Source organism: Paeniglutamicibacter sp., assembly GCF_046714615.1.
GTDB lineage: Bacteria > Actinomycetota > Actinomycetes > Actinomycetales > Micrococcaceae > Paeniglutamicibacter.
Genome location: NZ_JBKKAP010000146.1, coordinates 66,267 through 90,233, shown reverse-complemented (window position 1 = coordinate 90,233; position 23,967 = coordinate 66,267). Strand labels below are relative to the sequence as shown.

At 62.4% G+C, this 23,967-nt stretch carries 20 protein-coding genes and 1 pseudogene; 10 read left to right on the top strand and 11 right to left on the bottom strand.

Features of this window, described 5'->3' with window-relative positions; translation table 11 throughout:
- Positions 1-230 precede the first annotated feature (230 nt).
- From ACLQ7E_RS17410 to ACLQ7E_RS17395, 4 genes are all read left to right on the top strand, one after another.
- On the top strand, positions 231-2,147 hold the full coding sequence (locus ACLQ7E_RS17410; protein ID WP_411733829.1) for a hypothetical protein: 1,917 nt from the start codon (positions 231-233) through the stop codon (positions 2,145-2,147).
- A 119-nt stretch (positions 2,148-2,266) separates the two neighbouring features.
- Positions 2,267-2,683, top strand: coding sequence for a hypothetical protein (locus ACLQ7E_RS17405; protein ID WP_411733828.1), 417 nt, complete (start codon positions 2,267-2,269; stop codon positions 2,681-2,683).
- Positions 2,684-2,689: 6 nt separating this feature from the next.
- Positions 2,690-2,989 carry a hypothetical protein gene (locus ACLQ7E_RS17400; protein ID WP_411733827.1) on the top strand — a complete coding sequence of 100 codons (300 nt, stop codon included), beginning with the start codon at positions 2,690-2,692 and terminating at the stop codon, positions 2,987-2,989.
- An 11-nt stretch (positions 2,990-3,000) separates the two neighbouring features.
- The gene (locus ACLQ7E_RS17395; RefSeq protein ID WP_411733826.1) at positions 3,001-3,519 is read left to right on the top strand and encodes a hypothetical protein; all 519 of its coding nucleotides are present in this window, start codon (positions 3,001-3,003) and stop codon (positions 3,517-3,519) included.
- Between the two features lie 342 nt (positions 3,520-3,861).
- Here the strand turns inward: ACLQ7E_RS17395 and ACLQ7E_RS17390 are convergent.
- Both ACLQ7E_RS17390 and ACLQ7E_RS17385 read right to left on the bottom strand, forming a co-directional pair.
- A pseudogene (locus ACLQ7E_RS17390) lies at positions 3,862-4,365 on the bottom strand (transposase); the annotation flags it as partial.
- A gap of 267 nt (positions 4,366-4,632) precedes the next feature.
- Positions 4,633-5,595 carry a hypothetical protein gene (locus ACLQ7E_RS17385; protein ID WP_411733825.1) on the bottom strand — a complete coding sequence of 321 codons (963 nt, stop codon included), beginning with the start codon at positions 5,593-5,595 and terminating at the stop codon, positions 4,633-4,635.
- A gap of 806 nt (positions 5,596-6,401) precedes the next feature.
- On the opposite strand from ACLQ7E_RS17385, the gene ACLQ7E_RS17380 reads away from it, so the two are divergent.
- Positions 6,402-8,678 (top strand): beta-glucosidase family protein, encoded by a 2,277-nt coding sequence (locus ACLQ7E_RS17380; RefSeq protein WP_411733824.1) that lies wholly within the window; start codon positions 6,402-6,404, stop codon positions 8,676-8,678.
- A gap of 23 nt (positions 8,679-8,701) precedes the next feature.
- Here ACLQ7E_RS17380 and ACLQ7E_RS17375 read toward each other — a convergent pair whose 3' ends face one another.
- A complete protein-coding gene (locus ACLQ7E_RS17375; RefSeq protein WP_411733823.1) occupies positions 8,702-10,165 on the bottom strand; it encodes an MGDG synthase family glycosyltransferase in 1,464 nt (487 codons plus the stop codon).
- Positions 10,166-10,476: 311 nt separating this feature from the next.
- Here ACLQ7E_RS17375 and ACLQ7E_RS17370 point away from each other — a divergent pair, with 311 nt between their 5' ends.
- On the top strand, positions 10,477-10,839 hold the full coding sequence (locus ACLQ7E_RS17370; RefSeq protein ID WP_411733822.1) for a DUF1003 domain-containing protein: 363 nt from the start codon (positions 10,477-10,479) through the stop codon (positions 10,837-10,839).
- A gap of 287 nt (positions 10,840-11,126) precedes the next feature.
- On the opposite strand, the gene ACLQ7E_RS17365 is transcribed toward ACLQ7E_RS17370, so the two are convergent.
- The 8 genes from ACLQ7E_RS17365 to ACLQ7E_RS17330 all read right to left on the bottom strand — a co-directional run bounded on the left by ACLQ7E_RS17365 (position 11,127) and on the right by ACLQ7E_RS17330 (position 19,729).
- Entirely contained in the window at positions 11,127-12,773 is a 1,647-nt protein-coding gene (locus ACLQ7E_RS17365; protein ID WP_411733821.1) for an ABC1 kinase family protein, read from the bottom strand.
- 322 nt (positions 12,774-13,095) lie between these two features.
- Entirely contained in the window at positions 13,096-13,338 is a 243-nt protein-coding gene (locus ACLQ7E_RS17360; RefSeq protein WP_411733820.1) for a cation transporting ATPase C-terminal domain-containing protein, read from the bottom strand.
- Positions 13,335-14,162 (bottom strand): HAD-IC family P-type ATPase, encoded by an 828-nt coding sequence (locus ACLQ7E_RS17355; protein WP_411733939.1) that lies wholly within the window; start codon positions 14,160-14,162, stop codon positions 13,335-13,337. The genes ACLQ7E_RS17360 and ACLQ7E_RS17355 overlap by 4 nt, the downstream gene beginning before the upstream one ends.
- Positions 14,162-15,127 (bottom strand): HAD-IC family P-type ATPase, encoded by a 966-nt coding sequence (locus tag ACLQ7E_RS17350; protein ID WP_411733819.1) that lies wholly within the window; start codon positions 15,125-15,127, stop codon positions 14,162-14,164. Before ACLQ7E_RS17350 ends, ACLQ7E_RS17355 begins: the two co-directional genes overlap by 1 nt.
- Positions 15,091-15,441 (bottom strand): hypothetical protein, encoded by a 351-nt coding sequence (locus ACLQ7E_RS17345; protein ID WP_411733818.1) that lies wholly within the window; start codon positions 15,439-15,441, stop codon positions 15,091-15,093. Before ACLQ7E_RS17345 ends, ACLQ7E_RS17350 begins: the two co-directional genes overlap by 37 nt.
- Before the next feature lie 77 nt (positions 15,442-15,518).
- A complete protein-coding gene (locus ACLQ7E_RS17340) occupies positions 15,519-15,839 on the bottom strand; it encodes a cation-transporting P-type ATPase (RefSeq protein WP_411733817.1) in 321 nt (106 codons plus the stop codon).
- 750 nt (positions 15,840-16,589) lie between these two features.
- On the bottom strand, positions 16,590-17,810 hold the full coding sequence (locus ACLQ7E_RS17335) for an NADP-dependent isocitrate dehydrogenase (protein ID WP_411733938.1): 1,221 nt from the start codon (positions 17,808-17,810) through the stop codon (positions 16,590-16,592).
- A 74-nt stretch (positions 17,811-17,884) separates the two neighbouring features.
- Complete coding sequence (locus ACLQ7E_RS17330) at positions 17,885-19,729, bottom strand: phosphoenolpyruvate carboxykinase (GTP) (RefSeq protein WP_411733816.1); 1,845 nt, start codon at positions 19,727-19,729, stop codon at positions 17,885-17,887.
- A 496-nt stretch (positions 19,730-20,225) separates the two neighbouring features.
- On the opposite strand from ACLQ7E_RS17330, the gene ACLQ7E_RS17325 reads away from it, so the two are divergent.
- The 4 genes from ACLQ7E_RS17325 (at position 20,226) to ACLQ7E_RS17310 (ending at position 23,879) form a co-directional block, all read left to right on the top strand.
- Positions 20,226-20,597 carry an ArsR/SmtB family transcription factor gene (locus tag ACLQ7E_RS17325; RefSeq protein WP_411733815.1) on the top strand — a complete coding sequence of 124 codons (372 nt, stop codon included), beginning with the start codon at positions 20,226-20,228 and terminating at the stop codon, positions 20,595-20,597.
- On the top strand, positions 20,597-22,258 hold the full coding sequence (locus ACLQ7E_RS17320) for a SulP family inorganic anion transporter (RefSeq protein ID WP_411733814.1): 1,662 nt from the start codon (positions 20,597-20,599) through the stop codon (positions 22,256-22,258). The genes ACLQ7E_RS17325 and ACLQ7E_RS17320 overlap by 1 nt, the downstream gene beginning before the upstream one ends.
- A gap of 170 nt (positions 22,259-22,428) precedes the next feature.
- Entirely contained in the window at positions 22,429-23,412 is a 984-nt protein-coding gene (locus ACLQ7E_RS17315; protein ID WP_411733813.1) for a beta-ketoacyl-ACP synthase 3, read from the top strand.
- 260 nt (positions 23,413-23,672) lie between these two features.
- Positions 23,673-23,879 carry a hypothetical protein gene (locus ACLQ7E_RS17310; RefSeq protein ID WP_411733812.1) on the top strand — a complete coding sequence of 69 codons (207 nt, stop codon included), beginning with the start codon at positions 23,673-23,675 and terminating at the stop codon, positions 23,877-23,879.
- Positions 23,880-23,967 lie beyond the last annotated feature (88 nt).

Below are 23,967 nucleotides of genomic sequence, written 5' to 3'. Positions count from 1 at the left end.
ATGGCCATGTTGGAAAAGGTGCGCACAAAGCGCGAAGAGTGGATCCAGCTGCAGTGGCCTTCTCAAAAATGTTGTCACCACGGTCCTGCGGCACCTAGTGACACCGTTGCTGCGGCAGGGCCGGGCGATTTCTGAATGTTGAGGATTGTCGGCGCGCCCTCCTTCCCTGTACTGGGATATGCCAGCGCACGGGGAGGGCGTTCCAAGGTTGCGTGTGGGAAAGGTTTCGAATGGACTTCGACGAGAGTGTCGCAGATCAGCTGATGTCCGCGTCCGATGAGGCAGTTGCAGTGTTGAGCGAGCAGCGTGGGCCGCGAGCATCGGTGACGGGAGAGGCGCTGGATGAGTTTCGTGGGCCGTTCGCCGTTATGTTCCAGCGGAATGCTGCTGCCCAGTCGGCGGCACGGAACGGCCTGGTTTCGGCGTTGGAGGAACTAGTGGATCAGGTTCGCTTCGCGAAGGCCCGGGCCGAGGAAGCAGGCCGGGAATTGAAGGCCGAGCAGGACAATGCTCGGTGGCACCTGATCCATGGCGAGACCTTGGTTCCTGGTGTGGCAAATATTTGGACCCGGGTTCTGGGGCTTGCCTTGTCCCACTGGTTCTCCGAGTCCGAGGTACGCCGTCCTGAAGTGGCTCTTCCACCGCTAATCTTCGAACCACACGTGTGGGCAACCAGCGGGGGGTCTGGCACGAGTTCTGCCGTTCCGGACGCCTTGAGGCAGGCGGCGTCATTGGTCTTTGACCAGAAGGATGCCGCTGAGCGGGTGTGCCAACGCGTCGTGAGTGCCCTTGGTCGGTTCCAGGCTTCGTGTTCCTGGGCATTGAGTGACGTTGGCACGTTCACGCCAGCGGTTTCTCAATTCAACAAGGATGACCTTGTTGATGCCGGCAAATTGTGGCGGATTGCGGAAGCGTTCGGTACCGCGGGGCAAGACACCGATCTGGCGGTGCCGGTTGAATTGTCCACGACGGCTTTGACCCTCGCGGTCTCCCCGAGCGAGGTGCCCGGGGAAACTCTCTTGACGTTCCTCGCAACGGCTTCGCCACTGGAGGTGGAAGTTGCGTCGGGGAATCGGGAATGGGTCAAACCCTTGGCGTCAGTGCCCCTGGAACGGATCGCCAAGTGGTGGGCCGGGCTCAAGGGCAACGGCCCCGACATCGGGGGTGGGCTTGACGCGGCGAACGGGTATTCGGCGCAGCAGGCGATGTTGCTGGGGGCGGCACCCACGGTGTTCAGGAACCTGGACGGGATGCCCGCGTCGGCCCGGGTGTATGCGAATCAGCTCGCGGTTCCCACGGATATTGAGGCAGCCGAAAAAGAGCTGACCGCGCTTCAGGAACACAGTAGGTTCTCTCGTGCCGATCCCAAGGGCGACGATAACCGCATGGAGTTCCTCACCTCGGAGATCGCGTACCTAAAGGCCGTCCAGTCCGGGAACGTGCAGCTCTACCTGTATGACCGTCGACGGTCGCGGATCGTTGAGATGATCGGCACCCCGGGCGAGGACACGCGGCGGGTGGTCACGTATGTGCCGGGCACGTTCACGAGCCTGAAGAGTTTTTACGACGGTGGAACCCAGGAATTCTCGAGGTACCTGGTGGGGGAAGCCCGGGGCACGGTGGCGTTTGTGTACAAGGACGGGCTCTTCCCGGGGGAGAACCAGCGCGAGGGCGGGTTGAATCTTCGCCTGGGCGAGGCCAACGACCCGGAACGTGGCTTAAACGCTGGACGGCAGTTGGCAGGCTTCCAACCGGGGATGCAATCGGATCCGCTCCTTCGGGGCACCGAGCAGGTAGGGATCGGGCACAGCTGGGGGTACCAGAACCTCACAAGCTCTGAAATCTTTGGCGCCGAGTATGAGAAGTCCATCTCCCTCTCCGGGGCCGGGATACACGAACAATGGGTCCCCGACGCGGGGACACTCTACTCGAATTTCGTGTACGAGGACGACGCCCTACGCTGGGCGCAACTAACGGGACAAGTCTGGGACGGTAAAGTGCCTAGTGCCGAAGAGGGCTTTGCGAATCATTTCTACGCCAGGCCCGACGGTGAGGTGCATCCGATAGATAGCCATAGTCTCATCGCGACCAACAGCCAAGAAAACGACGAGGTACTGAAGCACGTGCTCAACGAGGTAATGAAGTGATCCGGACCCGATTCGCAGCCATCGCTGCGGTGGCGCTGATGTTAAGTCTTAGCGGGTGCATGCCAAGTGATCAGTCTGGGGACCCGACCAGCGTGACGACAACGGAGGAGGGAGGCGCTGTGGAGAGCGAATTGACATGGCAGGAAGCCAAGGCCCGGACGTTGGCCATGCAACTGGAAATCGCGGAGCTGATTCCCGAAGCCAAGGTCGTCAAGATCCATAACAAGAAAACCGGTACCCTGTTCAGCTGCAGCGAAACACAGCATCGATGGAAAGGTTCAAACACCGTTACATTGACAGAGGGCACTGAACCAGAGCCCCTTGTCAGGGCAATTGAAGCCCATTTCCAGGACAGTCGATTCGATATCGAGGCGGGCATTGACAATGTGGGAAATTATGAAGTCCAGTTACGGTCATTGAACACTGCAGAGAACTATATCGTGGCTGCAGGATGGGACCCTGACACAATTCGTATCGATTCAGGATCTCCCTGCTTCACGTTGCCTGAGGGTGTCTATCCGGGCGGCGATTTCTAGGCATTGATGGCACAGGGGGTGCTCGCTGGACGCCCTGCGACACTTCCTGATTTTGACCTTGATCGACAGAATTCGGCCAAGGCTGACGCCTCGACATCGGTAGTGCTGACGGCTGCGCACGACGAGAGAATCGCTGGCTGGTCCGCTGCTTGCGCCGTGATGAGCATTTCAGCGACCCGCTCTGCGCCAGTGAGCGACAGCATTCGTCTACGAAGTCTAGGAGATGAAAACGGTGGTGCCATCGCGTCCGACAGTCAAGACAATAAGAAAGTACTCAAGGACCTGGAAAAGCTGATGAAGAAATGAATCGGTTGCGATTGGCCGCCGTCGCGGTGGCGCTGCTGGCAAGTCTCAGTGGGTGTATGCCAAGTGATCGCTCTGGCGATCTAACCAGCGCGACGACAACGGAAAATGGAGAAGCTGTGGGGAACGTATGGACGTGGCAGAAGGCCAAGGCCCAGACGCAGGCCATGGAACTGGAAATCTCCAAGCTGATTCCCGAAGACAAAGTGGTGAAGATCGACCGAGGCAAAACCGGCATTCTGCTCAGCTGCAGCGAAACTCAACACAATTGGAATGGGGCGACAACTGTCACCTTGAACAAGGGGACAGAACCAGAGCCTCTCGTCAAGGCGATTGAAGCGCATTACCAGGACAGCCGCTTCACCATCGAAACAGATCTCGACATCGTAGGAGACCACCGGATTCAGCTACGCTCTCCGGACACTGCAGAGAATTACATCATCGTAAAAGATGGCCCGGGGACGATCAGTATCGATTCTGGTTCTGCATGCTTCACCCTGCCTGAAGGAGAGTATCCGCGTGGTGATTTCTAGGCATTGATGGCCAAGGTGGGTGCTCGCTGGGTGTCCCTGGGATTTAGGTACTGGGGGCTTATCTGGGCGCACATGACCGATGCAGCCTTCGGTACGGGCGTCGACCAACGTCATAGTCTCTCTCGGGCCTCATCATTGTCCGCAAGCGCGAAATCAGCCATGCCCCAGCCCGGATCTTTCATCGGGCGCCCGGGCGCCGTCGGTTCCGTGATTTTCCCGGGTCGGCGGCCCTGCCCGTTTTCGGGCAGCCGGCTGGCGGCCAGGTCGCCGGCCGGTGACGCAGGGATCCACGTCCCGGGGTCATGGTCTTTCGTCTCGTGGTGGATAGGGAAGCCCGCCGGTTCAGGCGGCCAGGTGCCCGTGCCTGAAGTGCTGGTGGGCGCGGATGATGCGTCGGTACAAGTCCAGGGCCAGTTCCGCCTAGGGCGCCGTGCGCGGGAGACGCAAGATGGTTTGCCGTCCGCCGGGCACCAGTTTCCCCGCCACCGAAAACACCCGGTACCACCACCGTTTCGCGTCCCAAATACCGGCGGCATGAACCGAGGTCAGGATTGAGAGCTGGATCCAGCTGAGAAGGTTCATCGCGAACATCGCCTGGTTCGCCCACGCCTCATCGGCGGCAAACGCAAAGTAGGGGAACCTGCCAAGTCCCGTGTTCTTCAGCGCACAGATCCGGTTTTCACACCGCCCCCTCCCCCGGTGCCGGGCGTCCAGGATCGACAGGCTGTAGCGCGGTGCGTTGGTGAGGAACACGATGACGCGGTTCTCGTCGGTGTCAAACAGGCTCGTCTTCGCCCCCGGGTGCAGGGGCTCGGCCTGCAGTTAGTTCGTGGTTCCCGGCGGGTACTTGCCGCGGAACGGGTCCTGGCGCTCATCGACTAGTCCGGCGTACCTGCAGGTCGCCGAACGAAGGACAGACTGTGGGGGCACAATCGCGCACTAGACAATCGCAAGGTTGAGGCAACCACCGACAAGATTTACTGAATATTCCCCAAAACCCACTTCGGTGTCATCATTACTCTTTCCCGCCAGGAGCACAGCGTGCACACTGTGGCGGAGCCGTTAAAACAACGGGGCTGCTCCGGGTGCTCGCGTACAACCTGCTCAAGCCTGCTAGTTAATGTTCAACCCACCTTTATAGACAACAGTATCTCCGCTGACCGCGCTGAGGTGGGACAGCCCCGAGACCTTCATCGCCTCGCCCAGCGCCTCGTCTGTCCCGCTGCGGTCCCCGAACACCATGCCCGGAAGCAGCGCACGTGCAGGTTGCGGCAGTGCCGCGCTGGCACCGACGAGGCGCTCGCGCATTGCCTGGAACACCCCCGGGGCCGGCGGGCTGCCCACCGGCAGCAGGTCGGCGGAGGCATTGAGCCAGAAGCGTTGCCGGTCCCCCGGCTCGCTGTCGGCGACGGTGGCGAGCACCTCCACCGTGCTGCCGCCGGTCATCGGAATTTCCGGGGCCCGGGATTCGGGATAGCTCAGCTGCACCGGCACCCCGGAGCTCCGCCAGCTGCCGTTGCCGGCAACCACCAGGGCGCGCGCGTCGACGGTGAATTGCCGGTGCGGCCGCGCGTCCTCGGAGAACCTGTCCGTTTGCATCGATGCCCGCGGTGCCGCGGTGAACGCCAGCTGGATCCGCACCGGGGTCCCGTCGTGCGCAGCCTGTTCCAGCGAGACCGGGTTTGTGCCCGCCCCGGAGAGCACCAGTTGCGTGAACACCAACGCCGCCGCGGCGCAGCAGAGGGCGGGTGCGGCAAAGCTGGGCGTCGCGGCCGGCCCCAGTCGCCCGTGGCGCGGGCGCAGCAACGCCAACAGTCCTGCCCCGGCAAGCAACCACAATCCAACCGCGCAGAACGCCTGGTGCAGCTGTCCCAGCTGCACCCCGCCCAGCGCCGCAACCCAGGCGCCGGCCAACGCCCAGCACCCGCGCAGGTCGACGGGTCCGGGTTCCGGATCGTTCTCACCCTTCGGACTCCGGGCCAGGGCTGCATGCATCAGGTCCGCGAGCCCACGCATGGCGAGAGCCGGATTCCGCTTGCCTCCTGCGACGTGAGCACGCCGCGCGTAAGAGTCCATGCCCTCTAGTGCACGCGATCCCGGCTACTACAAGGCCCGGGCGAGAACCAGCTGTGGAGAACGAGCCTAGAAATCATCACCCGCATACTCGCCCTCTGACAACGTGAAGCAGGGAGAACCAGAAGCAATACGAATTGTGTCAGGATCCCACCCCCGCTCCGATGAGGTAGATTTCTGCAGTATCCGGTGAGCGTAGCTCATTGGCACGCGCTGGACTTAGACATTTTCCGCCACTCGATTCGTTCCACCCATCGCCTCGGCCGCACTGCGACAGGCCACGAGCAACCGGCCCGCCGAACATGGGCCGGCCGGCCCGACGCGTCGACCGCAGCCTTCCACTCACCCGCCGTCTACGAGCGACACACTGCAACGAGTTGCCTGCACGCTGCGCACCACGGGACCTAAGTGCACAATTTCCCGCCAGCACCATCAAAACCCCAGTGATGAAACGTGGATTGCTGACGAAACCGTAGACGGTGGTGAAGTCCGGGTTATCCCCGAAGAACATAATGAGCACCCAGATTGCGCCGGCGAGCATCAACACTGCATACACCAACACGAACCACGTCCCACGCCAGGTGGGAGTGAACCGATTGAAGTAGGCCTCAAAGGGGTCGCCGCCACACCTACGTGATTGAAGTGTTGGTGTGGAAGGAAGTCAGGTAGCGAGGCATCGACGGGATCGGTTCTGGGAACTTCTGCGGCAGGGCCACTCGGCCGGGCGTCGTGTGAGGCTGTGGGGTGCATAGGACTCAATGTCGGTTGGTAGATACCGGATGAGGCCAGCAGAGTGCAGACTTTAGTGCATGGACATGATTGCAGGGCCTCGGGTTGCGCGAGCGCAGAAGTGGTGGAGCGGCGATACGCGCCCTGCGTCGGGGAAAGCGATGACGGCTGAAGGCGGCGCGTATGACGAGGCAGTCCGGTCAGTGAGGGCGGGCACCCTCGATGCGGACGAAGCTGCGGGCCAGCTGATTGACAGGATGACCGATCGGGAGCTCCTCGGGTTGCTCGACGGCGACTCCCCCAGGCGGCTGCTGCCGATCATCCCGGTTTTGCACGGTCGGCGACCGTTCGTTGCCGGGGCGGTTCCGCGGCTCGGCATCCCGGGCATTCGGTTCAGCGACGGTACCCGCGGCGTCGTGATCGGCGCCTCCACCGCATTCCCTGCGGCGATGGCGCGGGCCGCGACCTGGGATCCGTCGCTGGAGGAGCGCGTTGGCCTCGCCATCGGTTTGGAGACCAGAGCGCGGGGCGCAAACTACTCCGCTTCCATCTGCGTCAACCTGCTTCGCCACCCCGCGTGGGGCCGGGCGCAGGAGTGTTACGGGGAGGATCCGGTGCTCACAGGCCTGATGGGATCGGCCCTGACCCGCGGTGTACGTGTGAACGTGATGGCGTGCGTGAAACACTTCGCGCTGAACTCGATGGAGAACGCGCGCTTCGAAGTCGATGTGTCACTCGATGAGCACTCCCTGCACGAGGTGTACTTGCCGCACTTCAAGGCAGTCATCGAGGCCGGCGCCGATTCCGTGATGAGTGCCTACAACAAGGTGCGCGGCGAGTACATGGACATCAATCGCGCGCTACTCACCGAGGTGTTGCGGCACGAATGGGGTTTCTCCGGGTTCGTGACGAGCGACTGGGTCTTCGGTACCCATGACGCGGTGCTCAGCCTTGAAGCGGGAATGGATATCGAGATGCCGTTGCGACTACTGCGCGCCCGCGATCTGCCGGTCGCGCTACGCAGCGGCGAGGTGGCCCGCGCGACGGTGGAGCTGTCCGCGCGCCGCATTCTGCGCACCAGCGTGCTGCATGCCGCGAGGCGCGAGGCGGCCAGGCCAAGCGTAAGCCTCATCGCTTCCCCGGCGCATCGGGCGCTGGCCCACCAGGTCGCCGCGGAGTCGATCGTGATGTTGAAAAACGACAGCATCGGTGCTGCACCACTGCTGCCGTTGGCCCCCACCATCGGTCACCTCGCGGTGATCGGGCGACTTGCGACTCGCGCGAACCTCGGCGATAACGGCTCCGCACGCGTGCGGCCCCCCTCCACCAGCTCGCCGCTGCAGGGCCTGCGGGAAGCGCTTCCCCGGGTGCGGTTCACGACCGCCTCCGGTCGGAACGTGTCCGCAGCGGCCGCGGCGGCTGCCGCGGCCGACACGGCGATCGTCATCGTCGGGCTGGATGAGCACGATGAGGGCGAATCGGTCGTCACCGGCGGCGTCGACGTGGGCGTGCTCGGACGGGCATTCGCCTCCGGCCCCCTGCGTCGGACGTTCGTCGCACTGGCACACGTGGCGTCGCGCTTTGTCCACGGCGGCGACCGCACATCGCTTGATCTGCACCCCTTAGATGTGCGCCTCATCCGCGCGGTCACCGCCGCCAACCCCCGGACCGTTGTGGTTCTGATCGGCGGCAGCGCGATCCTGACGCAGGCGTGGCGAGCGAATGTGCCGGCGCTCCTGCTGGCGTGGTACGGCGGGATGGAGGGCGGCCGCGCGCTGGCGAGCGTGCTCACCGGCGCCGCGGAGCCCGGCGGACGACTGCCCTTTGTGCTGCCGACGGACGCCGGGCATCTACCGCCCTTCGACCCCGCGGCGAAGAACGTCGTCTACGACGAGCACTGGGGTCAACGCAGGCTCGATCGCGAGGGACACGCGCCAGCGTTCCCGTTCGGGTTCGGCTTGGGCTACACGAGGATCGAGCATCGGCTGCTCGGGCACAAGTTCAATGAGACAGGGGGCAGCGCGCAGGTGCTAGTCACGAACACCGGGGAGCGCGCGGGCTCAACGGTCGTGCAGGTCTACGCCGCGGACATCTCGGTGCGCAGGCCGGTAGCGCAGCTGTTGGGCTTTCGAAAGGTGATGCTGCAAGCAGGCGAGGAGAGAAGCGTTCAGGTCACCCTGGATGCAGGGCCCACGCTGCAGCGTGATCCGGTGACGCGGCGCTGGTCCCCCCGCGCGGGTGACTGGGCCCTGCTCGCTGCCCAGCACAACCCCGACAGTTGGGCGGGTGCTGCCCCATTAGAACGCCCTGGGATTCGACCAGGTGATAAAGGCGCCACGGATCCTCGGCCGGCGTGAGGTCACCATGGGTCGTATACCGCTCACTCGGGCAGAGTGCTAAATGGTGCCGAGGGGCCCTCGACACGCACCTGCAGCACGTCCTCGCCCCGCAGCATGGCGCGGAATAGCCGTCGTTCCTCCCACTTCAACGACATGGGCGAGTGGTCGCGGCGCAGGATCAGATTCCCGTCCTCGGTCGCATACCGCTTCTGCAGCACCACCAGCTCTTCTGCCCGCAGCAGCGCCACGGTGCTGCCCTCCGTCTTCTCGATGAGGCGGACCAGCGATGAGGGGCCCGTCAGATCGGTGGCGACAACGCGCCGCTCACTCGCGTCAAGGATCGTCTTCTGCGCAGCACGGGTCACCACCAGGGGACGCGACGGCCCGTCCAGCAGGCCGCTGAGCACGTCGGCCGCCGCGTCAGGACGGCCGGTTTTCTGCGCCGCCACCTGCATTCTCCGAAGCCGGCTCGGCTCACGCAGCACCTCATCAATCTTCCAGCCGATCGTGGCGGCAGAGTTGCAACGCACGGCTGCCCCCTGCTCCATGAGGTAGTCGCCGTTGCGAATTTCCTGCCCCGGGATAGGGTTCACCAGCACCATGGGCAACCCTGCGGCCATGCACTCCGACGCAGTTAACCCGCCTGGTTTACCCACGAACAGATCGGCGCGACGCATCAGCTGCCCCATCTGAGTCGTGAATCCGAGCACGTGGTAGCGGTTGGAGGCGGGCGCCACCAACGCCTCGATGCGTCGCCGCAACGCGTCATCGTGTCCACAGACCACCGTGGCCGTGTAAGCGGAGCGCATATGCAGCGTCTGCCGCACCACTGCCTCGGCATAGTCGCCGCCTTTCGCGCCAGCGGAGATCAACAGCATCGGGGGCCCGCTGCCATCGCGCGCGGGCGTGAGGTGCGGCTCCGCCGCGATAGGGATTCCCGTGGCCTTGATGCGGTCGGCGGGTAGGCCCAACGCCGTCAGCTCGATTCTCCCTTCCTCCCTGGCCACAAAGAGTTGGTGGAAGGCGCTTGTGAGCCACAGGCCCTGGAAGTCGTAGTCAGTCGTGACGATGGCAGTCTTCGCATCGATCAGACCACGCAGGAGCAGGGTCGCCAGCAGCTGGGCCGGCAGGAAGTGCGTACATACGATCGATGTCGGTCGGAATCGCTTGATCGCCCGGATGACGGGAAGGGCGTTGATCCCTGTCCAGGGGTCGATCGGTCCGCGGCGCCGGAACGGCGGGTCGCTGGCGTCGTAACCCCACTCGATGAGCCATGGCAGGTCCTCGACTAAGGCGAAGTAACCCTTCGCCAGCACGTCGCGGTAGAGCGCGCTACTGACCTGCAGCACGTCCAGCACCTGCACCTCGTGAATGTCGGTGCGCGCGGAACACACCTGCTCTACCGCCGCAGCGGCGCTGTTGTGCCCCGATCCCACACCTGCGGACAGGATCATGACGCGCTCACCTCCGGCGGTGTGGGGGCCAATTGCCGACGTTTTGCGCATAAAGAAAGGCTAGCGTACCGCATCACCCCCCACCGATCCTGTCCATCCTCGGGCGGAGCGAGGCGCCAGCGTCGGTTCACCGCGGGACAACCAAACCTAACGTCGTGGCCCTTGACCGGCCTGCTCTACGGGCTTCAATCGGGTCAGTGTGTCAACTACCCAACCGCTCCAGCAGCAGGCTCAAGCGTGATTTGGGCTGAAGGGGCCCTTTCTCGGAATAGGCTTAGCCATGGACAATCAGCAGAAGACATGGCACGCCGAGCATAAGGCCTCACTTACCAACGGGCAACGGGCAACGGGCCGCTGACTATATGCGTAACGGGATGGGTAGTTGGCCGTTCGTGGTGGGCTTTCTTGTCTTCATGATCATGTGGGCTGCGACCAATACGTGGGTGCTGTCTTCCCGTGCGTGGGATCCCTACCCATACATTCTGCTCAACCTTTTCTTGTCCATGTTGGCTGGCCTACAGGGTGCAATCTTGTTGATCGCCGCCAAGCGTCAGGACGCCATTGCGGCGGCCATGGCGCAGCACGACCTAGAAACCAACTTGATGGCAAAAGCCGAGATCGAGCAACTCAGCGTCATCAATGATCAGCAGTTAAAGATCCTGAAGGAGTTACTTGCGCTGGGTGCGGTAAGGAGTTCCGATGCCGCTGTCCGGGAAGGGATCTGATGTCGAAGGAATGATGGTTTGCAGCCGGACAGTATTTTTGCAGTCGGCCGATGGGATCGAACCGAGGTCTTAATCACCTCCATGATCGCGTCATCACAGCGAAGACCGCCCGCCCGGGCTTCGGGTGTCTCAGGAGTGCCGCCCCTTTTGACGGTGATTGTGTCAACGACACCGGCGTGGCCAAGGAGGAGGAGAGGATTCCTTCCATAAACTCGCCTAAACGGGTGGTCCAAGATATCTATATCTTCTCAGGAAGGGATGCCATGATGTCAGGCCGCGGCCCCCAGTTAACGGTTTCCTCGGTACTTCCTACGTCGGGCCGTCCAGGCTAGGTAGGCTCCCAGGGATCCGGCCGCGCCGAGGCCGGCGCCCAATAGCGGATTTTGCCAGGTCCGCAGCCGCTCCCGGTCGGCCGCCGTCAGTTCGCCGATTCCCCGAATGAAGGCAGCGGCAATCATGCCGGCCACCAGCCGGTTCCCGATTCGTTCCACTCGTCCCACCAAGGGCTCCAGTTCCTCAGCGCGCAAGTGGACTTCAACACCGCCATCAATGTTCTCGAGGAGCGTGCGTAGCTTCTCGGGCAGGATCATTCCCAACTCAGCGGCTTCCAATCCCGCCTTGCCCAGCCACTGCGCAAGATTGCGGGGACTGAACCGATCTCGCGCCAGGGCCTTGGCATAGGGACGAAGTATCTCACCGAGGCTAAACTCCGGGTCCAACCGGACACCCATGCCTTCGGTCATCAGGACCATCTTGAGCAGCATCGCCATCTCCCGGGGCAATTGGAGATGGTGGTTTCGCAGAATGGCCAGCATCTGGGTGATCAGGGGCGCGATCTCGACCTCGCTGAGTTCGTGTCCCTGGTAGAGCTGGATAAAACGGCCCGAGTCTTGCCGGAGCACACCGCGGTCCACGACCGGGCGGGTCACGGAGATCGTTCGCAGTGCGGAGCTGACCTTTTCAGGATCGTTGCTGGTGAAAGCGAACAGCAGCGTTCCCAACTGTCCACGGAGTTTTTCGTCAATTTCCCCGACCATCCCGAAATCGATCAAGGCGATCCTGCCGCCGGGCTGAATGAACAGGTTGCCGGGGTGCGGATCGGCGTGGAAAAACCCGTCTTCAAAGATCATCTTCGCTGCGGCCCGTGCCGCACGTTCGGCCACCTGGCCTCTGTCGATCCCGGCGAGGTCCAGGGCCTCGATTTGGTCCACCTTGATGCCCCTGATCCGCTCCATGGTCAGCACTCGGGACGTGGTTGTCGCCCAGAAGATCGCGGGAACATAAATGTCCGGGATTGCCGCGAAATTCTCCGCAAAGCGCTCGGCATTGCGTCCCTCGCGCAGATAGTCGAGCTCGGCGCGCAGGGTGTCTGCGAACTCGGTGGCGATCCCCGTCACATTGTAGTCAGCGGCGGCTTCCCAGCGCCGGCTGGCGTGGGCGGCCAGGTTTTGCAGGATCTCCAGATCCTCATCGATCCGGCTGACGATGCCCGGGCGTCGCACCTTCACCACGACGTCGGTGCCGTCAGCCAGCGTCGCTGCATGGGCCTGGCCAATCGAGGCGCTGGCCAAGGGTTCATCGTCAAACGAGGCGAAGAGCTGTTCAGGGGTTGCGCCGAGTTCCTGGTGGATCAATGACCGGATCTCGGCAGGTGACACCGGGGGCGCGGCATCCTGCAGCTTGGACAGTTCGCTCAGGTAGGCGGCCGGCAAGATGTCGGACCGGGTGGAAAGAAGCTGGCCGAGTTTGATGAAGGTGGGACCCAGTTCCTCCAACGCCAGCCGAAGCCGCATAGGACTGGTGGGCTCCTCTGTGGGCATCATGGCATGCCCCTGCAGCCAGCGCTCCAGCCCCATGGTGCTGGCCAGGAATCCCAGCCCGTGCCGGGCCAGGATTTCGGCAATCTGGGCAAACCGTTCCAGATGGGTATTCATGTGCGGCAGCTTCCTTCCCCTGGTGTCCCGGCCCATGCGGTCGGCCCGGACAGGTCGGTCATGGTCTTGATCCTACGGCGCGGAGATGGAAATCCTGTGTCACGCGGCTCCGGACCCTCGAGGCATCCGGAATGCTGGAGTCTCTGCTTCAGGCTTCCTGCTCGGCATGGGGAGTTGATCCTCGTTCTTGCCCCGGGGTGATCCACGACGGCGGTCGCTCCTTCCCGGGATCCCCTATGGGTTCGGGGTTACCGAGACGCCGCGTCGGGTGCGCATGGTCCCCTTGCCGATCGCTGCACCGCAGATTGGCTTTTCGTGATCGTCAAGGCTTTCTCGGGTTGTTTCGCTCCAGCATCCGGTAAAGCAGTTTACGCAGTTCATCGAACCACAACACGGTGGAGGCCATGGCGATGCAGACGGCCCAGTGCGCAGGGTCCAGGGACGCGGTTCCGAAAGCACGTAGCAGCAGCGGCAGTTCCACCACGGCCAGCTGTAGTGCAGCCGCGAGCATGACCGCTCCCCGCAGCCATTTGTTGACGAAAAGCTGGTGGAAGGCACTGGTCATATCCGAACGCGAGTTGAAGGCGTTGAACAACTATGCCAAGACCAGGGTGGTGAACCCGGCGGTTCGAGCCACATCCAGGGAGTCGCTGCCGCCGGCAGGAAGATGTCGATGGTCGCCAGCGAGGCAACGCCCATGACCAAACCCACGGACAGGATCCCTACCCACATTCTCCGCCCGAGGATCCGGTCGGTCATTTTCCGCGGCGTCCGCGCCATCACATCGCCTATTTCCGGGTCCACCCCCCTGGCCAGAGCCGGCCCTGAATCGGTGATGAGGTTGATCCACAGGATCTGGGTGGCCAGCAGCGGCAGCGCCACTGCCTCGCCGCCGGCCCCTGCCAACCCCATGGCACCAGCGAAGGCCACCCCGAGGAAGACTGTGAAGACCTCCCGCATGTTGGAAGAGAGAAGATAGCGCAGGAATTTTTCGATGTTGTCGGAGATGACCCGCCCCTGGCGGACCGCGGAGACGATCGTGGCGAAGTTGTCATCGCCGAGGATCATCTTGGAAGCCTCCTTGGTCACTTCGGTTCCCGTGTTGCCCATGGCAACGCCGATGTCGGCGGACTTCAGGGCCGGGGCGTCATTGACACCGTCCCCGGTCATGGCCACGACATTGCCCTGCGCCTGCAGCGCATCGATGATCTGAAGCTTGTTATGCTGGGACACGCGTGCGTAGACGGACATGGACGCGGTGACGGCGCGCAGCCCCGCGTCGTCAAGTTCATCGAGTTGGGCCCCGGTGACGGCCGTGTCACCGGGTTCCGATAAGCCCAGATCGCCCGCAATCCGCGCGGCGGTGACGGGATGGTCACCGGTGATCATCACCACCGGATGCCCGCGCGCCGGGCCTCGGTCACGGCCACTGCCGCTTCGGCGCGCGGCGGGTCAATGATGCCGGCCACCCCGACATATACGAGGATGTTTTCATCGGCCTCGTCAATCAGGGCTGCTTCGTGACGGACGTGCTCCCCATACCGACGGTAGGCCACGCCCAGGGTACGGAAGGCCTGCGCGGACAGGGCCTCGACGTCGGCCAGGGCCTTGCTGCCCAGCGTCGCATCCAGCGGAACGCTGTCCTCGCCCACCTGCATCCGGGTGCACCTTCCGAGAAGAACGTCCGGGGCACCCCTAGTGACCAGGGTGAGGTGATCGAACTCCTTGTGGCGCGCCAGCGCCGACATCAGCTTGCGCTCCGAGGTGAACGGTACTTCACCCTGCCGTTCAAACTCCCCCACGCGTTCGGTCCCCCCCTCAAGCTTCAGTGCGGCAACAAGAAACGCCGCTTCCGTGGGGTCGCCCTGGATCTGCCACTCACGCTCGTTCTCCGTAAGCTGGGCGTTATTGGCGAAGGTCCCGCCCGCCAGGACCATCAGGGCCTCCTGCAGCACCATCGGATCCTTGGCCTCCTGGCCGTCCTGGAGAACCAGGCCTTCGGGCCGGTAACCGATGCCGGTGAGCTCGATCTGCCCCGATGCCGTGAGGATCCGACCAATCGTCATCTCATTCCTGGTCAGCGTTCCGGTCTTGTCCGAGGCGATGACCGAGGCGGAGCCAAGGGTTTCCACCGAGTGGAGTTCCTTGACGACAGCATCTCGTTTGGCCATGCGCTGGACACCGATCGACAGCACGACCGACAGGATGGCAGGAAGCCCTTCGGGCACCGCGGCCACCGCCAGCGAGACCCCCGGCAACAAGACCGTCACCAGGTCCGCCAGCGAGGAAACGTCGTTGACCAGGACGATGGTCACCATCACCACGGCGATGACAATGACCGTGATGCCCAGCAACTTGCCGACGCCGCGATTTCCACCTGCAGAGGAGTCGGCTCGGACTCGGTCTGTTCCAGCATGCCCGCGATGGCGCCCCCTTCGGTGTCCATGGCCATCCCGGTGACGACCGCACGGCCCACCCCCTGGACGACCCCAGTGCCCTTGAAGACCATATTCAGGCGGTCACCGAGCGGCACTTCCCCGTCCAACATCGAGGGGTCCTTGATGACTGCTTCACTCTCACCGGTCAGTGATGCTTCGGAAATGCGCAACGAGGTGGCGGTAATCAGCCGGGCATCGACCCCGACCGCATCGCCCTCGCCCAGGACCAAGATGTCTCCGCGGACCAACTCCGCGGACGGGACCGTCTTGAGCTAACCATCGCGCCATACCGTGGAGGTTGCGGCCGTCATCGATGCAGGGCAGCGACGGCGTTTTCCGCCGCGTTCTCCTGAACGAATCCCAGCATCGCATTGAGCAGGACCACCGCCGCGATGACCACGGCATCTATGGGCACACCGATCGCGCCTTCAATCACCCAGGCACCCAGGGAGATGGCGATGGCCGCCAGCAGCAGATAAATCAGCGGATCCTGAAACTGGGCCACAATCTTTCGCCACATCGGCACCGGCGCGGCGGCGCGAAGTTCGTTGGGCCCCTCCGACCGCAACCTGCGTGCGGCCTCGGCTTCCTCCAAACCCGTTGCCGGGTCAACACGAAAGACAGTCAAGGCATCCGCAGTTTCCTGCAGATGTCAGGCGGCATGTTCGGGGACGGTGATTTCTGCTCCGGAAGACGACATGAAAACTCCTTGAACACAGGTGGAGGGTCCCGCGGCATCCCAGACACTGTGTTGTCGGGCCATAGCTTTGAGTCTAGGCGGTCTCAGTGGTCGCGTAAGGCCGGCTACCGCGGTGCCAAAGCGGCGCTGGTAAGGACGGAGGACGGGTCGGAACGAGAATCCCCGGGCCAAAGACTTGCACGTCACCATTCACGACTCACGCCAGACATCGGAGTCGCACTGGGGCGGAATGAGGGGCTGGTTTTACGATTACCTCCAAATGTACCTGCCCTGCACTCGCGCATTTTGAGGCCGTCCGCGTTCACCCACTTAAACAAGACGGTTCATCGCATTCTGCGGCGGTAGCGTCCAAAGCGAGAATCGTGGAGACGCTCATTGGCGCCGTCATACAGGTCAATATGAGCAGGGTTCCGGGGCTTCCCACGGTGCCAATTGACTGTGGCAAACGACGCGAAGAAAACCACGGACATGGGCGCGACGAAATGAATCGGGCCGGGAACAAGCGGTAACGTACTGTGTCTCCGGAACAATCATCACGGCGGCCGCGAACTTCCCCGCTGTACTCGTCACCGCGACACGCGAGCTCATGACAGCACCCTGGACAACCGATCGATACCGGTGCCCAGGGTGCTGTGATCCGCACCGTTTCCAGGCGTACTCGCTACCGTGGGGACCGGGCTATCGGTTCAGGCGCGAATTCAAGCGGGTATCAAGCTCTGCGAGGAATTGTTCCGTCGTCAGCCATTCCTGGTCCATTCCCACCAAAAGAGCCAGGTCCTTGGTCATGAACCCTGCCTCGACGGTCTTGATGACGGTGTCTTCCAGATCCAAGGCAAAACCGACGACGGCCGGGGTGCCGTCCAGTGTTCCGCGGTGGATGAGTCCGCGGGTCCACGCAAAGATGGAGGCGATGGGGTTGGTGGAGGTGGGTTTACCTTGCTGGTGCTGCCGATAGTGCCGGGTCACGGTCCCATGCGCTGCCTCGGCCTCGACGGTCTTTCCGTCCGGGGTCATCAGGACGGAGGTCATCAGCCCGAGCGATCCGTAGCCCTGGGCGACGGTGTCGGATTGGACGTCGCCGTCGTAGTTCTTGCAGGCCCAGACATAGCCGCCTTCCCACTTCATGGCCGATGCGACCATGTCATCGATGAGCCGGTGCTCGTAGGTCAGCCCGTCCTGGTCGAAGAGTTCCTTGAATTCGGTGTCAAACACCTCCTGGAAAAGGTCCTTGAACTGTCCGTCGTAGGCCTTGAGGATGGTGTTCTTGGTGGAGAGGTAGACCGGGTACTGCCGCTTGAGTCCGTAGGCGAATGAGGCGCGGGCGAAGTCGCGGATGGAGTCGTTGAAGTTGTACATCCCCATTGCCACGCCGCCGCCTGCGGGGTAGGTGATAACGTTTTGGTGGATTTCTTCACCTCCGTCGGACGGGGTGAACGTCATGGTGAGGGTGCCTGGACCCGGGACCTTGAAATTCGTTGCCTTATATTGGTCACCAAAGGCGTGGCGGCCGATGATGATGGGTTTGTTCCACCCGGGAACCAGGCGCGGGATGGTTGAGATGATGATCGGTTCGCGGAAGACCACGCCGCCAAGGATATTGCGGATGGTTCCGTTGGGGGACGCCCACATCCGTTTCAGTCCGAATTCCTCGACACGGGCCTCATCCGGGGTGATGGTCGCGCACTTGATTCCGACGTGGTGCTTCTTGATGGCGTGTGCCGCATCCACCGTGACTTGGTCGTCGGTGGCGTCGCGGTTCTGGATGGATAGGTCGTAGTACTCCAGATCCATGTCCAGGTAGGGAAGGATCAGCTTGTCCCTGATGGCCTTCCAGATGATGCGCGTCATCTCGTCCCCGTCGAGTTCGACGACGGTTCCGGTGACCTTAATTTTTGGAATCATTTTTTTCCTGGGTTTCTGGTGTCCCTGTGGAGGTGATCGCAGGGACACCGGGTTTCCGCGCGGTTGCGCAACTAGCTGATGGACGAGGACCGGGTGAAGCGTTCGGTGAGCACGTCCAGTTGGGCGGATAGTTCTTTCGGCAGGGAATCCCCGAAACGGGCGTACCACTGCTTGATGCTCTCGATTTCCTGGTCCCATTCTTCGGGGTCGACGTCCAATGCGATGCTCAGGTCCTCGTCGGTGACATCCAGTCCGGCGGTGTCGAGGGATCCGGGGGCCGGGACGTAGCCGATCGGTGTTTCGATGCCGGCGGCGGTTCCTTCGATCCGCTCGATGGCCCATTTCAGGACGCGGGAGTTTTCCCCGAAACCGGGCCAGAGGAACTTCCCGGCGGCGTCGCGGCGGAACCAGTTGACCAGGAAGATGTGCGGCAGCTTTGACGTGTCCGTCGATTTGCCGATGTCAAGCCAGTGCTGGAGGTAATCGCCGGCGTCGTAGCCGATGAATGGCAGCATCGCCATCGGGTCGCGGCGGACGACGCCGACCTTGCCTGCTGCAGCCGCTGTCGTTTCGGAGGACAGGGTCGAGCCCATGAAGACCCCACTGGTCCAGTCGCGTGACTGGGTGACCAACGGGATGGTTGTCTTGCGTCGGCCACCGAAGAAGATGGCGGAGAGGGGGACTCCGTCGGGGTCGTCATATTCGGCTGCCAGGATGTCCACCTGGCTGATGGGTGTGCAGAACCGCGAATTGGGGTGGGCCGCAGGCTCGCTGCTGGCCGGCGTCCACTCTCTGCCGGTCCAGTCCGTCAGGTGTTCCGGCGTTTCTTCGGTCATGCCTTCCCACCAGACGCCCCCGTCGTCGGTTAGGGCAACGTTGGTGAAGATGGTGTTTCCCTTGGTAATGGCATCCATGGCGTTGGGGTTGGTGTGCCAACCGGTTCCCGGCGCGACGCCAAAAAGGCCCGCTTCGGGGTTGGTGGCCCTTAGCCTGCCGTCTTTGCCCACGCGAATCCAGGCAATGTCATCGCCCAGGGTTTCGACCTTCCAGCCCTCCACGGTGGGGTTCAAAAGGGCCAGGTTGGTCTTGCCGCAGGCGGACGGGAAAGCTGCGCTAATGAAATGCGACTGCCCTTCGGGGTTGGTGAGCTTGAGAATGAGCATGTGTTCGGCCAGCCAGTCCTCCTGTCTGGCCATCGCCGAGGCAATGCGCAGCGAGTAGCATTTCTTGCCCAGGAGGGCGTTACCCCCGTACCCGGAGCCGTAGGACCAGATCGATTTCTCTTCCGGGAAGTGGACAATCCATTTTTCCGCATTGCACGGCCAGCTCACGTCTGCCTGTCCCGGTTCCAGCGGTGCGCCCACGGAATGCAGGGCGGGGACGAAGTCGGCGTTGAGCTGGTTCATTTTGGCCAATACGTCGGACCCGGAACGCGTCATGATGTGCATCGACGCCACGACATACGCGCTATCGGTGATCTCCACGCCGAACTTGGGGTTCTCCGCCTCCAAGTGCCCCATGACGAACGGGATGACATACATGGTCCTCCCGCGCATGGAGCCCGTGAACAGCCCCCGCAGCTTCTCTTTCATGGTGGCCGGGTCCATCCAGTTGTTCGTGAACCCGGCGTCTCGCTCCTGCTCGGAACAGATGAACGTCTGTTCCTCTACCCGGGCAACGTCGTCCGGGTCGGAGAACGCGGCAAAGGAATGGGGGTACTTTTCATCTGCAAGCCGTACCAAGGTGCCGGCACCGACAAGCTCATCGGTGAGCTTCCGGTACTCGGCTGCAGAACCATCAACCCAATGGATCTTATCCGGGGTGGTCATTGCTGCGACCTGCTCAACCCATTGCAGCAGGCGGGCAGGGGCATGGGGTGTGAAACCTCGGACTACGGGTTCTGTGAAGTTGTGCATGATCGTCTTCTTTCCTTCTCGATTCGGCACGGGATACAGGGAGGGTCCTTTGCGGCTTAGATAACGCAAGTGCGGCGGTGCGCCAAGGTGCCGTCGTTTCCAGTCTTTTGGACTCATAATTTCGTCATGTGGCTTGTCGGCCTGTCGAAGGAAGTAGCTAAGTCAGCACGTGCTGAAGGGCTCTGCAGCAAGGGGGCTCTGGGCCGTGGTTTGGGGATCATTCCTCTAGGGATCGAGTCGGGGAGCAACCACAAACGGGATCAGAAATGCCGTCGTCACTCCTATGATGCCTCCGAGGAATACGAGCCCTTGCCATTGCCATTGCGGAAGTGCCCAAGCTTCTCCGATGAGGTAGATCCCCCCGACAAAAAGCGCAAACGAGATCAGAAAGACAAGGACATTCTTCATATGTTGTATCCAATCGATGGATGGGTGGTTCCATCATCTTACAACATCATGATATGATAAACTCATCAAATCATGAGAGGGTTCAACCATGGAACAATACTTTGACGCGCAGCGTCCGCTGTATGAGGTGAAGGCGAACCTCTTCAAGGGCCTGTCACATCCAATACGGGTCAGCGTGCTGGAGGTGCTAACCCGAAAGGCCGAGGTTTCGGTGGCGGAGTTGCTCACGAGCACGGGGCTGGAGGCCTCGCACCTCTCCCAGCATTTGTCGGTCCTGCGGCGGCACAACCTTGTAGTCGCCGAACGGCGTGGCAGCCAGGTGTTCTACAGGCTGGCTTATCCCCAGGTAGCGGACCTGCTTCGGGTGGCCCGCGCGCTATTGGGCGAAATCTTGCAGACAACACATGAGCAGCTCGCCACGAGCGCCAGCTTGCCCGAGCTTGTCCAGGATCTCAGCTAATGCCGCGACTCCCCTCCGCCCTGCGTTCCGTGGCAACATTGCTGCCCAGTTGGCGTGATTACCGCCAGCTCCCCACGACATGGCGACAGGACCTGCTGGCCGGCGTGACCGTTGGAATCGTCGCTCTACCCCTGGCGCTGGCGTTTGGTGTGAGTTCCGGCGCCGGCGCCGAAAGCGGGTTGATTACCGCCATCATCGCCGGCATCATCGCGGCAGTCTTCGGCGGCTCCCATATCCAGGTGTCGGGTCCCACCGGGGCGATGGTGGTGGTCCTCGGACCGATCGTGGCAACCCAGGGCCTTGGCGTGTTGGCGGTGGTTTGTGTGATGGCCGGCCTCATCGTGGTGGCGGCAGGATTGCTGCGCCTGGGTCGGACGATCACTTACATACCGTGGCCGGTGATCGAGGGATTCACGCTGGGCATCGCCGTCATCATCTTCCTCCAACAGGTCCCCTCGGCCTTCGGCGTCCCCGCAGGGCCAAGCAGCAATGCCTTCATGGCCGCCGCGCAATCGCTCCAAGCCGTGGACGCGGCAGCCCTCTGGGTTCCCTTGCTGGTTGTTGCCGTGGTCATCGCCGTGATGGTCCTTGCCCCGCGCATCCACAAGGCCATCCCCGGGTCGATCATCGCGATCATCATCGTCACCGTGGGCGTGAACCTGGCCCAGCTGCCCGTCGCGACCATTGGGGCATTGCCCGATTCCCTGCCCGCACCCCGGCTCCCCTCGGCGGACTGGGAAACCCTGACAGCCCTTCTGGGGCCCGCCCTCACCATTGCCGCACTGGCCGCCATCGAATCCCTGCTGTCGGTTCGCGTTGCGGCCTCAATTTCAAACACGGGACCATACGACGCCGACCGTGAACTCGTCGGCCAGGGCCTCGCCTCCGTGGCCTCGGGCTTCTTTGGTGGCATGCCCGCGACCGGCGCCATCGCCCGAACCGCGGTGAACATCCGCGCCGGCGGGCGCACCCGCATGTCCGCAATTGTCCATTCGCTCGTTTTGATCATTGTCATCTACTCCGCGAGCGGTGTCGTGGGCAGCATTCCCCTCGCCGCACTCTCCGGGGTGTTGATGGTCACGGCGGCCAGGATGATCTCCATTGCCACCGTCAAGACAATTGTCGGGTCCACCAAGTCGGACGCTGTCGTCTTCATCGTCACGGCGCTGATCACGGTCAGCGTCGACCTGATCTACGCGGTGGGCATCGGCATTGCCGTTGCGGCCTTCTTCGCACTGCGGGCCTTGGCGGATTCCGCCGGGGTACACCGGGAAGAGCTCCCCATTCCGGAGGCTCCGGGGGACGAACACATCGCCGTTTTCCGCCTTGACGGGGCACTGTTCTTCGGAGTCGCCGAACGAATCCTTGCCCGCGTCGGCAAAATCGAGGACGTCACCGTGGTGATCCTGCGCATGTCGCAGCTCCAGATCCTCGACGCCACCGGCGCACAAGTCATCACCGAGCTCATGCACGGACTGGAACGACGTGGAATCACCGTGCTCATCAAGGGAATCCGCCCCCAGCACCTGCGCCTGGCCACCAGGATCGGTGTCATCTCATCACTGCGGCACGAAAACCACCTCTTTGACACGCTCGAAGACGCCGTGGAGCATGCGCGAAGCCATATCCTCCGGGCTGAACACGGACCGAATCCTTCCTAAGTCCAAGAAAACCCTATTGGAAACAATGGTCGATGCCGACAGGTCCGCACCTGAGGGGATACGAACCCTTAGGCTCAGTAGGAGATCTGGGCTGGGCATTCGGTGTCCGCCAAGAAAATTCCGCAATATCCTCCGCGTCGCAGTTGGCGCATGGAAACAATGGAGTCACTATGCAGTTACTGAAGGGTCCTGTTGGTTCCCAAGTCGTCGGGTTAGGCCATTACCAGCCAGCGAACTCGATGACAAACCATGATCTTGCCAAGCTGGTCGACACCACCGATGACTGGATTCAGTCCCGGACTGGTATCGTCACCCGGCACATTTCCGAGCAAACCGAAACCGTCGCGGACATGGCTGTCGCCGCCGGGCGGCACGCCCTCACCGACGCAAACGTCGGGATCGACCTTGTCGACTTGATCATTGTTGCCACCACCACTGCAACTGATCGCACGCCGAATACCGCCGGACGAGTTGCCCACGCCTTGGGTGCCCTTTCGCCTGCAATCGTTGACATCAACACGGCCTGCTCGGGATTCTGTCATGCCCTTGGGCTCGCGGACAGCGCCATCCGGACCGGTACTGCCACTGTCGCTCTTGTCATTGCCTCCGAGCAGCTTTCCGCCGTGACTGATTGGACGGATCGTGGCACCTGCATACTGACCGCTGACGGCGCCGGAGCCATGATCGTCACGGCCAGCGATTCTCCGCGCATCAGTACCGTCACTTGGGGATCCGATAACCGGATGACCGATGCGGTTCGCATCCAAGCGCCGAGCAATCGTTTCGAACAAAACGGCCAAACCGTGTTCCGGTGGGCGATTTCCGACGCCGCCAAACACGCCAATAAAGTCATCGAACAAGCTGGCTACACCGTCGATGACATCGACGTCCTCGCCGCTCACCAAGCCAATCTACGCATCATTGAACCTCTGGCCAAGCGCCTTGGACTTGATCACAAGATCGTCCTGGCCGACGTCTCGGAATCGGGTAACACCTCGGCGGCCAGCATCCCCCTGGGGCTCTCCAAATGGTGGCATAACGGCAAAGTACCCGCCGACGCACTCACCCTCCTTTTCGGTTTCGGTGGTGGCTTCGCCTACGCCGGCCAACTCATCCGCACCCCGGCCAGGAATCCGAACCGTTCCCATCCATAGGACGAGGAAGGCCGACCTCCGACTCGTGCAATCCCTCGTCGGGGAGTCTGCGTCGAAGAGCTTCACATATCCGGGAACCTTCTACTCAATGTCTCCCCGCCACCACTTGTTTCTCTTCACCGACTTCGCCACGGTGATCAAGCTTCTGCTTGAGTCCGCGACGCACGCGCCGACGGAGGACACTCTGGCAGGAGCCAACGCCTGGATTGCCGCAAACCGGCCTTTGGTCACCGATTCCGAACGGAACGAATGATATGGACTTGCATCTGAAAAACATCAAGGCAGCGGCGGCCCGGAACGCGCCCCGTCAGGCCCCTGCCACACCGAATTACTCCGGAGTGGAACACACCGAGCTGGTCCTGGCTTTGTGCCGCGCCATGGCCGCCAGGGTTCCGCCCGCCGACGCTGCTTCAGCGGCAGGCCTGAGCCTGCCCGAACTCTTCAACACCCTGCGGGGCCACCCCTGATTCCAATCGCCCTAGCCGGAGTTGTTCGCCCACGACAGTACCCGACTGACGGCCCCTGCCAATGGCCAAGTTTTCATAAAAGCCTTTC